This is a genomic window from Saccharibacillus alkalitolerans, assembly GCF_011090185.1.
Classification (GTDB): Bacteria; Bacillota; Bacilli; order Paenibacillales; family Paenibacillaceae; genus Saccharibacillus; species Saccharibacillus alkalitolerans.
Map to the genome: position 1 here is coordinate 626,422 of NZ_JAAFGS010000004.1, position 14,116 is coordinate 640,537.

Annotated in this window: 14 protein-coding genes; 6 read left to right on the plus strand and 8 right to left on the minus strand. The window is 51.8% G+C overall.

The window, feature by feature from the left end; genetic code table 11:
- Positions 1-97: 97 nt before the first annotated feature.
- Entirely contained in the window at positions 98-1,837 is a 1,740-nt protein-coding gene (locus GYN08_RS14595; protein WP_166275423.1) for an ABC-F family ATP-binding cassette domain-containing protein, read from the minus strand.
- A 218-nt stretch (positions 1,838-2,055) separates the two neighbouring features.
- Here GYN08_RS14595 and GYN08_RS14600 point away from each other — a divergent pair, with 218 nt between their 5' ends.
- The gene (locus tag GYN08_RS14600) at positions 2,056-2,715 is read left to right on the plus strand and encodes a YczE/YyaS/YitT family protein (protein WP_166275425.1); all 660 of its coding nucleotides are present in this window, start codon (positions 2,056-2,058) and stop codon (positions 2,713-2,715) included.
- 21 nt (positions 2,716-2,736) lie between these two features.
- The gene (locus tag GYN08_RS14605) at positions 2,737-4,761 is read left to right on the plus strand and encodes a right-handed parallel beta-helix repeat-containing protein (RefSeq protein WP_166275427.1); all 2,025 of its coding nucleotides are present in this window, start codon (positions 2,737-2,739) and stop codon (positions 4,759-4,761) included.
- 379 nt (positions 4,762-5,140) lie between these two features.
- On the opposite strand, the gene GYN08_RS14610 is transcribed toward GYN08_RS14605, so the two are convergent.
- A complete protein-coding gene (locus tag GYN08_RS14610; protein ID WP_166275429.1) occupies positions 5,141-5,542 on the minus strand; it encodes a VOC family protein in 402 nt (133 codons plus the stop codon).
- A gap of 230 nt (positions 5,543-5,772) precedes the next feature.
- Here GYN08_RS14610 and pyrH point away from each other — a divergent pair, with 230 nt between their 5' ends.
- Genes pyrH through GYN08_RS14625 form a run of 3 tightly spaced genes read left to right on the plus strand, consistent with a single transcriptional unit; the run spans position 5,773 to position 7,555 of the window.
- Complete coding sequence (gene pyrH / locus GYN08_RS14615) at positions 5,773-6,510, plus strand: UMP kinase (protein ID WP_206023754.1); 738 nt, start codon at positions 5,773-5,775, stop codon at positions 6,508-6,510.
- A gap of 37 nt (positions 6,511-6,547) precedes the next feature.
- Complete coding sequence (locus GYN08_RS14620) at positions 6,548-6,784, plus strand: hypothetical protein (protein ID WP_166275431.1); 237 nt, start codon at positions 6,548-6,550, stop codon at positions 6,782-6,784.
- Positions 6,785-7,555 carry a phosphotransferase enzyme family protein gene (locus tag GYN08_RS14625; protein ID WP_166275433.1) on the plus strand — a complete coding sequence of 257 codons (771 nt, stop codon included), beginning with the start codon at positions 6,785-6,787 and terminating at the stop codon, positions 7,553-7,555.
- A gap of 117 nt (positions 7,556-7,672) precedes the next feature.
- Here GYN08_RS14625 and GYN08_RS14630 read toward each other — a convergent pair whose 3' ends face one another.
- From GYN08_RS14630 to GYN08_RS14645, 4 genes are all read right to left on the minus strand, one after another.
- Positions 7,673-9,163, minus strand: a complete 1,491-nt coding sequence (locus tag GYN08_RS14630) for an aldehyde dehydrogenase family protein (RefSeq protein WP_166275435.1) — start codon at positions 9,161-9,163, stop codon at positions 7,673-7,675.
- A gap of 29 nt (positions 9,164-9,192) precedes the next feature.
- The gene (locus tag GYN08_RS14635; RefSeq protein WP_166275437.1) at positions 9,193-10,278 is read right to left on the minus strand and encodes a 5-methyltetrahydropteroyltriglutamate--homocysteine S-methyltransferase; all 1,086 of its coding nucleotides are present in this window, start codon (positions 10,276-10,278) and stop codon (positions 9,193-9,195) included.
- A gap of 112 nt (positions 10,279-10,390) precedes the next feature.
- A complete protein-coding gene (locus GYN08_RS14640) occupies positions 10,391-11,560 on the minus strand; it encodes an MFS transporter (RefSeq protein ID WP_166275439.1) in 1,170 nt (389 codons plus the stop codon).
- A gap of 65 nt (positions 11,561-11,625) precedes the next feature.
- Positions 11,626-12,090: a VOC family protein gene (locus GYN08_RS14645; RefSeq protein WP_166275441.1), complete on the minus strand. Its 465-nt coding sequence runs from the start codon at positions 12,088-12,090 to the stop codon at positions 11,626-11,628.
- 98 nt (positions 12,091-12,188) lie between these two features.
- On the opposite strand from GYN08_RS14645, the gene GYN08_RS14650 reads away from it, so the two are divergent.
- On the plus strand, positions 12,189-13,100 hold the full coding sequence (locus GYN08_RS14650) for a helix-turn-helix transcriptional regulator (RefSeq protein ID WP_166275443.1): 912 nt from the start codon (positions 12,189-12,191) through the stop codon (positions 13,098-13,100).
- A gap of 194 nt (positions 13,101-13,294) precedes the next feature.
- On the opposite strand, the gene GYN08_RS14655 is transcribed toward GYN08_RS14650, so the two are convergent.
- On the minus strand, positions 13,295-13,651 hold the full coding sequence (locus GYN08_RS14655; RefSeq protein WP_166275445.1) for a DUF4260 domain-containing protein: 357 nt from the start codon (positions 13,649-13,651) through the stop codon (positions 13,295-13,297).
- Positions 13,648-14,076, minus strand: a complete 429-nt coding sequence (locus GYN08_RS14660; RefSeq protein ID WP_166275447.1) for a MerR family transcriptional regulator — start codon at positions 14,074-14,076, stop codon at positions 13,648-13,650. Before GYN08_RS14660 ends, GYN08_RS14655 begins: the two co-directional genes overlap by 4 nt.
- Between the last annotated feature and the right edge of the window lie 40 nt (positions 14,077-14,116).

The following is a 14,116-nucleotide window of genomic DNA, read 5'->3' on the forward strand; positions in this document are numbered from 1 at the left end:
GTTTAGCCCCGAGCTATCCGCTCGGGGCTTTTAAGGGAGGATATTATAGGGTTCAGCGGAACCTTCTAATCGCGAATTCCGGTTAAAGGTCTGTCCTCTACAGCAGCTTAATCAGCTGTTCCAATTCCTCGACCAATCCTTTTGCACTTTCGAAATCCGCCGCTTTCAAAGCCAATTCGATTTGCATTTCAAGCGACTTTTTCTGCTGTTCATTCTCCAGATAATCCTTATTGAAATGATTGTTATAGATCATCTGTCTGAACTTGCGCATGCTCATCTTGCGGATCGTCTTGTTGTCGATGATCAGCACGTAATCCATGCCGTTCACGACGGAATAGAAATCGTGGGAGACCATCAGGATCGCGCCTTTGTAATCGATCAGGGCCTGCTCCAGCGCGACCTGCGAATAGAGGTCCAGATGGCTGGTCGGTTCGTCGAGCAGCAGCAGATTGGCCTCTGCCGCCGCGACTTTGGCCAACTGCAGCATGTTTTTCTCGCCGCCGGACAGCGATTCGATTTTTTGCTCCAGAATCTCGCCTTCGAATCCGTAGTTCGCCAGATAAGCCCGGATTTCGTCGTACGTCTCGAACCCCGCGTCGATAAACTCGTGCAGAATGGTGTTCGAATCTTTCAGCGTCTCGCCTTGAAGCTGGGACAGATACGCGATTTTCGTGCCTTCATGGATGCGGATCGAAGGATGCTCGCCGCGGAAAATGTCTCTGAGCAGCGTCGTTTTGCCCGTGCCGTTCGGTCCGATGATCGCGACTTTATCGTTTGAGCCGATCTCGAAGTTCACGTTCTCCAGCAGCAGCTCGCCGAAGCCGGCTCTGTAGTCCTGCACGGTAACGCGGACGCCTGCTTCCGCCTGCGGATCGAGACCGAACCGGATATGCGGCTGTTTGATCGCGACGAAAGGCGCTTTGATGCGGCGCGCTTCGAGTCTTTCCTGGAACTTGACCCGGGCTTTGAGCGCGCGGCCGCGGGACGGGTTATCCACGTTTGTCGCGATCTCCCGAAGATTATCGATAAGCTGGTCGTAACGCTGGATCTCGTCGGCTTCGGCGACCGCGATCTCCTGCAGCTCGACCTTGGTCTGCAGCAGCGAGAAGTTGTAGTCGATATACCGTCCGTCGAATTCCTGGATCTCTTTGTCTTCAAGGTGGATGATCTTGTTGAAGCAGTGATTCAGCAGATAGCGGTTATGCGTGACGACCAGCAGCATGCCTTTGTGGGCATTGATCAGCTTTTTGAGCGCGTTCAGGTTCTCGAAGTCCAAGAAGACATCCGGTTCGTCCATGATCAGCAGATCCGGACGGACGAGCATTTCCTTCATCACTTGAATAAGCTTGAACTCCCCGCCGCTTAAGGAGGACACGTTCAGATCTTTGAGCTTCGCGAGATCCGCCAGATTCAGCTGCTTGTTGATCGTATTTTCGAAATTGTCTCCATCCATCGCCTCGAAAGCATCCATCGTGGACTGAAGCTTTTCCATCAGCGCATCCATATCCGACGTCGTGGCCATCTCGGCATAAATAGAGGTCAGCTCGTCTTGGATCTTGATAAATTCTTCGCCGATATATTCGAACACGGTCATTTCCGCCGCAGGGTCCACCTGCGAGAACTGGCTGACATAGCCGATCCGGCAGTCCGGGTCGATCTCGAGCTTGCCCTCGAACAAATGCTTTTCCGGATCCATCAGGATCTCGATCAGGGTGCTTTTCCCGCTGCCGCTCGTTCCGATGAACGCGCAGTGCTGCCCTTCTTCGAGCGTGAACGAGACGTCGGTATAGAGTTCTTTTTGCGGGAAGGAGAAGGATAAGTTGTTTACTTTTATCATGGTGTTACCTTTCTTGGTAGCTGAAATGGTGAGGATTGTTGGATGTAGGGCGGGACGTGAATATTGAGCTTATCGTTCCTCAGAGTAACACTGTTTATGAACGAGTACAATTGATTTATGAGGAAAAAAGGCGGCACAGCCCGGCTGCGAAAACTATGCTATAATGACGTCGTCGTTTGCGCCGGAAAAAATGATAATCTGACTATAGGACGGTTGATATGAAGGGATTCCTTGGTACGTTAACAGATCCGAGACGATTGATCATCATGCTGGTCGGCAATATCTTTTTGGGCATGGGCATTAGCATTTTCAAATTATCCGGCTTGGGGAACGATCCTTTCAGCGGCATGGTGATGGCACTGGCGGATACGAGCGGGATCGCGTATGCCCGGTTTCTGATCCTGCTGAACCTGTCCTTGTTCGTGATCCAGCTTATTGCGGGACGCCGGTTTATTGGAATCGGCACCGTTGTAAACGCTGTATTTCTCGGTTATATCGTTACGTTTTTCTATAACATCTGGATCGACATGCCGGGCGAGCCGCAGCTGCTGTGGCAGCGCGTAATCACGGTGGCGATCGGCGTCGTAATCTGCAGCTTCGGGGTATCCCTGTATCAGACTTCCAACGTCGGCATTGCGCCTTATGACTGCCTGTCGCTGATCATGAGGGACCGCTTCCCGCGGGTCAGCTATTTCTGGCATCGTATGTTCACGGACGCTCTCTGCGCGCTGATCTGCTTCCTGTTCGGAGGCATTATCGGGCTGGGGACGCTGGTGTCCATGTTCGGGCTGGGGCCGATCATTCATTTCTTCAATGTGCATTTTGCGGAAAAAATCTTGGGTGAAAAACGGTTGGACGTAGAGACGGCAGGCCATTGAAAATTCGGACGGGGTGAGATTATGGAATATCATGTATCTACGCAGGGAAACGATCGAAACAACGGAACGGCGGATCAGCCGCTTCGTACCCTCTCGCGCGCTGCCGCTCAGGCCGTGGCCGGCGATACGGTGATCGTGCATGCCGGAGTCTACAGGGAATGGGTGAACCCGGCTAACGGAGGAACAGCGGAACATCGCATCGTGTATCGCTCCGCTGGAGACGGCGAAGTCGTGATTACGGGAGCCGAACGGATTACCGACTGGCAGTCGGAAGGCAATCAGGTTTGGAGCACGGAAGTGCCCAATTCTATGTTCTCGGTGCGTAATCCTTATGAAACGGAGCTGAGCGGAGATTGGTTGTTCGACGGCCCGCTCACGGTTCATCTCGGCGATGTGTATTTGGACGGCAAATCTTTATATGAAGTCGACAATATTGAAAACGTTCACAAGCCTGAGGTTTGGCCCGAAGCCCAATATCCCGAAGATTCCTTGTTAAAATGGCATGCCGAAGTCGGGTCTGCGACGACGAAGATCCGGGCCAATTTCGGCGGCAAAGACCCTCGTCAAGAAAACGTAGAGATCAATGTGCGGCCCTACTGCTTCTGGCCCGAGAAACCGGGACTGAACTACATAACCGTAAGCGGATTCACGCTTCGTCAAGCTTCTCCGCAGTGGGCACCGCCGACGGATTTTCAGGAAGGCCTGATCGGACCGCACTGGAGCAAAGGCTGGATTATCGAAAACAACATCATCTGCGAGTCCAAATCCGTAGGCATCAGTCTCGGAACCGAAATCGGTACCGGTCACGGCAGTCCTGAAGAGAAGCGCAGCAAAGGCGGCACGCAGCGCGAGCAGGAAGTCATTTTACGGGCGCTGCGCCGTGGTTGGCATCAGAATCGGATCGGCGGTCATCTCGTGCGAGGCAACGTGATCCATGACTGCGAGCAGGCCGGCATTGTCGGTCATATGGGCGGAGCCTTCAGCCGTATCGAGCGGAACCGAATCTACAATATCCACCACAAAAGGCTTAGACACGGCGCCGAAGTCGCGGGCATCAAGCTGCATGCGGCGCTGGATACGCAAATTAGCGAAAACGTGATCTACAGCTGCTACCGCGGGCTGTGGCTCGACTGGCAGGCGCAGGGGACGCGGATCGACCGCAATGTCTTTTTCGACAATCTGTCCGAAGACCTGTTCGTCGAAGTGTGCCACGGGCCGTATCTGGTAGATCACAACCTGTTCCTTTCTCCGATGAATTTCCGGAATATGGCGCAGGGCGGCGCGTTTGCTCATAACTTGTTCGCGGGCCGATTCGTCGTGCGTTCCGAGATTACACGGACCACGCCTTACCATTTCCCTCACGAGACGGCGATGGCCGGATACTCCAATATTACGGGCGGCGACGACCGATACTACAACAATATTTTTCTCGGCGACAACGACGAGCGGCAGGAACCTGTGCCGATTACTTTCTTCGAGCATCTTCCGCTTAAACCAAGGGATGAAGCGGACAAGGACGGAAAAACGGTCATGGACGGCGTGCCGGACGATTCCGTGTGCTATCTGCATCCTGTCGGACTGGGCGGCTACGACAAACACCCGAATTTCAAAGACAAGAGATGGTGGGAATATACCCAGGAGGAACTTGCGGAGCTTGGCGATGCCGCGAAAGACTTCTTTATCGGCAATGCCGTTCTCCCGGTCGCGATGGGCGGAAACGTGTTTCTTCGCCATGCGGTGCCGAGCCGGCACGAATCCGAAGCGAAGGTCTACGCGCAGCAGGGAATCGCGTTCGAGGTCGATCCTTTGCGGGGTAAAGTGCGCGTTCGGATCGAAGAGCCAGAACGGCTTCGGGAAGCCTCGACGATGACGGTGACCACGGATCGGCTGGGCAAGACGTATCACGCGGATATGCATTACGAGGAGCCGGACAGCGCGCCTTATCGGCTCGACACCGACTTTTTCGGGAACCGTAGAGCGGACGGAAAAGTGACGGCGGGGCCGTTCGAGTTGAACGAAAAAGGTACGGCGGAGTTTGAGATTTGAGGTTGGGTCGTGGCGCATGAAGCGCAAAATCGAAGGACACCCGGTAGGGTGCCCTTTCATTTGTGGGGAAATCCCAACGCAGCTAGAAGCAAGGCAGCCGAGGCAGCAAGCTGATTTCGAAAGAACTGCGTTCGAGGAAGCTTACGAAGAAGAGGAGTTTCGCTAACGGATCGTAGATTCCTTAGATGCGAAAAATCACCCTTTTCGAAATTCTAACGGAACGTAGATTCCTTAGCCGTCCGATTCGCTTCTTTTTCGGTCAAAAAAAACGCCTGTTTTTATTCTAAGCGTCACCTCGTTCCGTTAGGATTCTAAAACCGCCACAAATGCCCGCTAAGCGTCACCTCGTTCCGTTAGAAATCGGTGGTCGATGATCCGTCTACCGGTCTCCGAACCGTTCGATCGCGGCTTCGCTCGCAGGCTCGAACAGATTCACCAGATTGCCGTCCGGATCGCGGAACAGCATGGAACGATTCCCCCACGGCATCGTGGTCGGTTCCTGCACCCATTGATCGACCCACGGCTTCAGACGCGCGTATTCCGCTTCGATATTCTCTACGCGAAGCTCAATGATCACCGTGCGATTGGAGGCTGCGACTACGGAATCGGCTCCGAACAGCTGCGCGGTCTGGGAATGGCCGATCGCCAGCGTGCCCGAAGGCAGGACGATCTCGGCAAATACGGGCGCGGGCCGCTCCGCCGCGATTCCCGTGACCTTTTCGTAAAACTCGACCAGACGATCCACATCGTCCGTGATGATACGTACAGACGCGAAATTCATAAACGATCATCCTCTCTGCAATTTACGGATAAGCGATGTAAGCTGCAGGAATTGCAATTTACCTACGCGTCATGTAGAATAACTCGATGGAAAAAATAGAGAGGAGTGGAGATATGAGTCGGAAGCGGCAGGTGTACATTCGGTCGACTGACATTATTTCATATTTCCACTCTATTCGGACACTAAAGCATTTTATGCTTTAGTGTTTTTATTTTATGGAGGTGTAATCCTTGTTGAGGTACAAAAGGGTGCTCGTTAAGTTAAGCGGCGGAGCCGTGGCCGGAAGCTCTGAATTCGGTTTCGAACCCGAAAGATTGGAGCATATTGCGCATGAGATTAGTTCGATCGTAAACTCGGGCGTCGAGGTGTCGTTGGTCATAGGCGGAGGCAACATTTTCAGAGGGAATATGGCGGAAAGTTGGGGGATCGAAAGAGCAGAAGCGGATAATATCGGGACGCTTGCCACCGTAATCAATAGTCTTATGCTCCGCGGAGTTCTTAAAGCCAAGACCCAAAAGGAAGTACGGGTCATGACGGCCATACCTACGACTTCGGTTGCGGAACCCTACATACGTCTAAGAGCCATCCACCATCTGGAGAAAGGGTATATCGTCATTTTTGCAGGCGGGAACGGTCAACCTTACGTTACGACAGACTACCCTTCCGTACAAAGAGCCATCGAGGTGAACTGTGACGCTTTATTGGTCGCAAAACAAGGCGTGGACGGCGTTTTTAACGCAGATCCTAAATTCGATAAAGAAGCAAGGAAATTTCGCTCTCTCCATTACAACGACGTTTTGCAGCGCGACTTGAAGGTCATGGACCAATCCGCTTTTATCTTGGCAAGGGACTACAATCTGCCTATGCATGTATTCAATTTCGATCAACCGGGCTCGATGAAAGAGATTTGCGAAGGCAAAAATAACGGTACGATCATCAGCGGCGAATCCGCTTTAGAGTTGGAATGACGCCGTATCGGAGAAACAAGCCGGCAAAGGAGTTATGATGGACAACGGATTTCGAATCGATACAGAGGACAATCGGCGTCAAACGCTGAAGGAATTGAAGCAGGCGGCACTCGGCGCGTTAGCTGAATACGAAGTCGACTGGCATTCTATTCACTTTATTCAATTATCCGAACACGGCACTTTTCGCATCGAATGCGACGAGGGCGATAAATTTCTGCTGCGCATTCACTCGGGGAACAAGCCGCGCGAATCTACCCTCTCGGAATTGGAATAGTTGTCGGCACTGAAAAGCAAAAACGTCGCCTTGTCCGAACCTGCTGCGAACCGAACAGGCGTATTCATTACGGATGCGGCATCGAACGGCAAGCAGCATTTTTACGCGACTTTGCTCAAATGGACGGAAGGCGATTTTTTAGGAAGAGGGGAACATACCGAAGAGTCTCTCCGGAAAATGGGCGCGATGATGGCTAACATTCACGAGGCCAGTCTGGACTTTAGTCCGTCTGCCGGCTTTTCCCGCCCTACTTGGGGCATCCCGAGCTTTCAGCGGGACTGGGAGCATCTGCGGGCGCATCGCCGGTCCTTCATTTCGGATCGAGATTTCGAGTTATATGTCTCGGCCTTCGCCAAAGCGATCGCACATATCGAAACGTTCAGCATCGATAAACAGAACTACGGGATCATCCATGCGGACCTGCATATCGGCAATATCGTTTTTCAGCAGAACGAACCTTATCCGATCGATTTCGGCAGATGCGGGTTCGGCTATCATCTTTACGACATCGCTCAGGCGATTATGGGGCTGCAGCCGCCGCAAAGAACTTTTTTCATCGAAGGCTATAACAAGGTTAGGCAGTTGGAAGACGACGCTTTTTCGAAAATCGAGAGCTTTCTGATCATCGCGATCATCGAATCGTACAGCTTCTATGCGGAGAGCGGCGCGGATACGGAAATGTTGATTGAAGATCAGCCTTTCGCGCAGGCGATATTAAAGGCCTATTTGAAGGGCACGCCATTTTTGTTCGAGCAGCCTGAGCTTTCTTGACCGATTTATCACCAAAAACGCCCGGTCTACCGATTCTCGGGAATCGGTAAACAGGGCGTTTATTTAGCATCCATCCCCACCGTCAACAGCAGGATTCCCGCACAGCTTCTCTGCCGTTTATTCCGGGATATAAGGAAGATCAAGCATCTTCGGAATATTGATTACATGCTGCTCGGTATACGTGCGGATGCCTTCGGTGCCGTATTCGCGGCCGATTCCGGACTGCTTGAAGCCGCCGAACGGGAAACGAACGTCCAGCCCCTGCACGGCAGCGGTATTGATCATGGTCGTTCCGGCTTCAAGCTGACGCGCCACGGCAATCGCCTCGTCTTCCGCTCCCCACACCGAACTCGTCAATCCGTAGATGCTTTCGTTATGAAGCTCGATCGCCTGCTCTACATCGTCGAAAGGCAGAATCGGAACCGTAGGGCCGAACTGTTCTTCCACGACGATCCGATCATGCTCGTCGCAGCCCAGAACTAGCGTAGGCTGGAGGTAATAGCCTTGGTCGAACTGCTGCTGATCCAGAATTCTTCCGAGCGGAATGACTTTAGCGCCGCGCTGCTTCGCGTCTTCGACCAGACCGGTCACGTACTCTTTCTGCTTCACGTTGTTGACCGGGCCTACCGTCGTCTCGGGATTGAACGGATCGCCGATCCGAATCCAACGATTGGCCGCCTCGATATATTTTTCCACGAATTGATCATAGATCGAACGGTGGACGTACACGCGCTTGGCGATCATGCAGATCTGACCGGTCGTCAAGAAGTTGGACACGACGATCCGGCGCATCGCGCGCTCGTCGTTCACGTCGAAGCTTTCCAAGAAGATCGCCGCGTCGTTGCCGCCAAGCTCCAGCGTCATATCTTTGATCGTGTCCGAAGCCGCTTTGATAATATGCTTGGCCGTTTCGGTTCCGCCGGTAAAAGCGATCTTCGTGACGCGGGGATTCGTCGTCAGTTCAACACCCACATCCGCCCCGCCATGCACCACGTTGATCACGCCGGCCGGGAACTCGCTCGCGATAATCTCCGCCACCTTCGCTGCCGCAAGCGGCGCGTACGGACTCGGCTTCAGCACGATCGCGTTGCCCGCCAGCAGAGCCGGAGCGATCTTGATCGTCGACAGCGCAATCGGATAGTTCCACGGGCTAATCGCCGCGACCACGCCGATCGGATCGTAAGACAGAATCGTTTTCCCGTGATCGTGCTCCTGAACTTCGGCTTGGAGAGCCGCTGCCGCTTCATTGCAGGCGAACTCCATCCACATCAACGATACGTAAATCTCGCCGTGCGCGTCATACAGCGGCTTGCCGTGCTCTCGGGACAGCAGATTCACGATCTCGCTTTCGGCCGCACGGATCTTCTCGATCGCTTTGCGCATTCTGGTCACGCGTTCCGCGATATCGGTTTTTTTCCACGTTTTAAAAGCTTCCGCCGCCGCTTCGATCGCTTCGACCGCTTGTTCCTTCGTCGTGACCGGGAAGTAGCCCACGATTTCGCTCGGATTGGCCGGATTCTCTTTGGCTGACTGGGAAAGGGACTTCGTGTTCTGTCCGTTAATCAACGCTTCAACAATAACGGCTTCTTGGCCGGCTTGAATGGTCATCTTCATATCCCCTTCGTGATTTAGATGGATTACGCCCACACTTCGTCCGCGATTTCCTTCACGTAACGCAGCTTGCGCCACTGCTCGTCTTCCGTCAAAATATTGCCTTCTTCCGTGGACGAGAATCCGCACTGCGGGCTGAGGCACAGCTGCTCCAGAGGAACATAGGTCGCCGCCTCCGCGATTCGGGCTTTGATTTGTTCTTTATCTTCCAACTCGCCGGTCTTGGATGTGAGCAGACCGAGCACAATTTTCAGGTCTTTGCGGTTGACGTGCTTTAACGACTCGAAACTGCCCGAACGCTCATCGTCGAACTCCAGGAACAATCCGTCCACGTCCAGGCCGCCGAAGATCACTTCCGAAGCATAATCATAGCCGCCGGTCGAGAAATAGTTCGATTTATAGTTGCCGCGGCAGATATGCATCGTGACCACGAGGTCGGCCGGTTTGTTCGCCAACGATTCGTTGATCATGCGCTGCATCGTTTTTAACTCTTCCGCCGGTTCCAGGCCTTTGGCGCGCAGCTTGTCGTGGCCCGCTTCCGAGAAGAGGTCCGCCCAAGCGGTGTCGTCCAGCTGCAGGTATCGGCATCCCGCATCATAGAAAGCTTGAATCGCTTTCTGATACGCCGCGATCGTGTCCTGCAGGAACGCCTCACGGTCCGTATAAACGTTGGCGCCGTTCTCCAAGCGATACAGCAGCATGTTCGGACTCGGAACGGTCTGTTTCGCTATCGTCTCGCCTGCATGCTGCTGCACGAACTTGAAGTCTTCTAAGAAAGGATGATTCGAGAAATCGACTTTGCCGACCACGCGAATGCCGCCTTTGCGCGTCTGCATATTGTGGAACTGCGGCCCGTCGATCTGCTCGTACAGCTCCACGCCGTCCAGACCGCCCAAGAAATCGAAATGCCACCAGCTTCTGCGCAGCTCGCCGTCCGTCACCGCGAGCACGCCGTTTTCCTTTTGTTTTTCGATGATGCGGATAATTTCTTGATCTTCCACCGCTCTTAATTGTTCATGCGTGATGCTGCCCGATTTATATTGTTCGCGCGCCTGCGTTAAGTTCGCCGGACGTAAAAAACTGCCTACATGGTCGTGTCGGAATGGGATCATATCGCTTGCTCCTTCTGCCTTTTGGTTCCTATGAGTATAGCATGGGGGAGGAGGAGTCCGGTCATACGAAAAAAGCATGTCTAGTCATAGGGGTGGGCGATAGCCGGGATATTCATTTCGCATTTGCAACATTCGATTTAAAAACGAATAGTTTAATCAGGATCAGCAGGAACGCCAGCGCGCAAAACAGGACACCGCTCCACACCAGCTGCTGCACACCTAATCGAGAAATAAACCAGCCTCCGATCCCTGTTCCTGCCGTAATGCCGATATTGGAAAAAGAAACGAATAAACTATTGCCGAATTCCGGAGCTTCGTTCGCATCATTCATCAACAAGGATTGGCTTATAATCAGTCCTCCGGCATGCACAGCGCCCCACACGAATACGATGACCGCCATCGGCCAAAAATAAGAACCCCCGTAATAAACGAATAAATAAGTGACCGCATACGCGAGAGGAAACAGGATCACCGTTCGGGTCCTGCTTTTGTTCAGCCAAAAACCGAACAAGAAGTTCCCCGCGATCATCGTGATCCCGAAGATCATTAACATCAGGCTGATCCAAGTGCCGTCCATATGCGTGACTTCTCCCAGATACTCGGCAAAGTAACTATAAACCGAACTCATCGCCGTAAAAATCAAGACCACGATCAAGATCGTCAGCCACAATTGAGGGCTGCGCAATACGCCGAGCTGCCTGCCGAAAGATATCCTTTCTTTAACAGGCATTGAAGGAAACAGGACCAGTATCCCTACAAAAGCAATGAGGCTCACGACAGCTCCGAACAGGAACGCCGCTTCCAGCGAAAGGTTCGCGGAGAGAAAAGACGTGATCGGAACGCCGAAAGCAAATCCCACGGTGACTCCGGCCATCACCTGAGTGATCGCTCTGCCGATCTTTTCGGGAGACACCAGACTGGCTGCGGTCGCAAGCGCAATCGAAAAAAAGATCGGATGAAAAAACGCCGGAATAATCCGAAAAGCCACCATCACTTCGAAGCTCGACGTATACGCGTACACGATATTCGACAGTGCAAACATCAGGATCGAGGCAAGCAGGATCGTTTTGCGATTCATGCCGGAAGCGAGCAGCGTAAGGAACGGGCCTGACACGGCGACGATCAAAGCAAACGCGCTCACCAGATAGCCGGCCTGCGCGGGAGTGACGTGAAACTTTTCAGCGATTTGGGGAAGAACGCCGATCATGCCCATTTCCGTCGTGATGATGCCGAATATCCCTAAAGCCATAAAAAAGATAAGCGAAGAATAGCTGTTTTTCATCACTTGTGCCTCCTTTGGCATATAAAAAAATGGCCTTCGGCGAGAAGACCATTTTTCGGAATTACTTACGATCGGTTCGAGATGACGTTGTCCAGAAACTGATCCGCGTCGCTGTTGAATTTCCAATTCACGCCGAACTGATCGATCAGCGTTCCGAAGCACGAAGACCACGGATAAGCGGATAACGGCATGGTGACATGACCGCCGACGGACAAACTTTTGAAATATTGCTCCAGTTTCGACTTATCGTCCATCACGAGGCTGATCAGAATGTTGTTCCCTTTAATCACTTCGCCCGTTACGGCTTTCATCGAAGGCAAAATGTCGGACATCATGATCTTCCCGCCCGCGAACTCGATCGAAGACTCCATGATCATCTTCAACTCGTTTTCGGGCATCGGGTAATTCGGATCCTGCGGGATATCCCCGAATCTTACCTGTTTCACCTCGGTTGCGTGGAAAGCCTCCGAATAAAACTCAATCGCTTGTTCTGCGTTTCCGTCAAAGTTCAAATACGCGATAGCCGACATAAGATGCAGCCTCCTTTTTGTTATGGTTGTAGTATAATTGGCGAACGGTGACGACTATATGTCATCGTTTTATACTCTTCAGAAAAAGAGGCGAACCCATGGACAAAGTTGAACGATTAATCTCGATCATTATGATTCTGCTGAAAAAAGACATCGTCTCGACCACCGAATTCGCCCAGTTGTTCAACGTGTCCAAAAGAACGATTCTGCGCGATATGGAAACGCTGAGCGTATCGAACATTCCGATCTATTCGGTCATCGGAGTTAACGGCGGCTACGGCATCATGGATGAATACAAAGTGGATAAACGTCTGCTGAGCAGCGCCGACTTGGAGAATACCTTGACGGCGCTCAGCGGTTTGGAACAAATTCTGGTTAGCGAAGAAGTCGAAGTGACGATCAAAAAAATCGAAGCCATGGTGAGCCCGTCGGCTCCCAAAGCTTCGATTCATCTGTCTTTTTATGATTGGAAAGGTCGATCCGAGATTCGCCAAACGCTGAGAACCTGCCAACAAGCCATAGGGAAAAGCCGATTGGTGACCTTCGATTATATCGATAAAAACGACACGGCCACGAAAAGAACGGTCGAGCCTTATCGGCTTCATTTCAGCGAAACGAGTTGGTATCTGAAAGGATTCTGCTTGGAGCGTAGGGGATATCGGACGTTTAAACTATTTCGGATGGATGATCTTGCGATGACCGATCAGACGTTTAGCCCGAGAGAAGATTTCTTGGAGCAAGAGCGGGAGTCCGATTACCGAGCGGAACTCGTTGAAGTCAAAGCCTTGATCTCCCCCAGCGTGAAAGATCAGTTTATTGAAAGGTACGGGCGGAAGAGCATCGAAAACTATAATTCCGAGTATTTATTGGCTACCCTTCATGTCCCTCAAAACAGCGCGGGATTTCAATTTTTGGCGAGTTTCGGGACGAATTTAGAAATTGTAGAGCCCAGCAGCTACATTGAAGGTTTTCGGAGGTTTTTAGGTAAGATGATGGGGAAGTATGGGTGAATGGGGTGAGGCCTGCCGTTCCCCAGATTAACCCTATCTATAACGGGGTTCAATGCGTAGAGCAGGCCTTATTTTGCGAAGATATCCGCTCGGCGTCTGCCCCCGCAACGTCCGATATTCCGAAGAAGTACTTTCCAGATGATAGAAGCGCGAATAGACGGGAAGACAGATCCAAGGAACTCCTGCCCAACTTATTAAGTCAGCCTTTGCAGATGGGTATGCCTAAATGAAGAATCCGGATATTTCAACCCTGCGCCGATCGCTCGATCCATACAGATGTGAGCGATCCAGATGATCGATCCCAACAGCAGATAATCGCTTGCAAAGAATAAGTAAGCGCACGCGGCAAGCAGAGGGAAAATAAAAGTGTGTCCCAAGTTATACACGATCGCGCCGATTTTCTTATTTACCGCATACCCGAGCATGGTAAGATCGGGGACAAACAACAGAACAAAGAACAACCATACGGGAAATTGCAGCTGAATGTAAACAAAAAAAGAAAGGACAAAAGCAAGCGCATATTCAACGTGAACGATCTGTTTATTCGTCATTTCGCTCCTCCTAAATCTTCTTGAAATAAACTAAGTACTAGCCTTTCTATGTCCTCTATGTTCTCCGAATACTTCACTTCACTCGCAAGCTCTTTAATGGCCTGCACGACCTTCAGCGCCTGTTGGTAAAACCGGATTCTTTCCTCAAGATTCATTATTTTCCGATCCAATAACGATACGGTCTTATCCTTGCATTCCGCTGATAGAGCCGGGTCTTCTCGCAGGATGAGCAACTGCTGAATCTCCTTGATCGTAAAACCCAACTGTTTCAATACGATGATCAGTTGGATTTGCTTTTCACAGTCTTCGTCAAAGTCCCGATAATTGTTTTCTTGTCTAACGGGATTCAATAAGCTCACTTTCTCGTAATAACGAACGGTGTCCGGCTGAATTTGGTATTTGCTTGCAAAATCTTTGATTTTCATGACGGCCTCCTTTCTACCGAGAGCATAACATTGGAGTAAA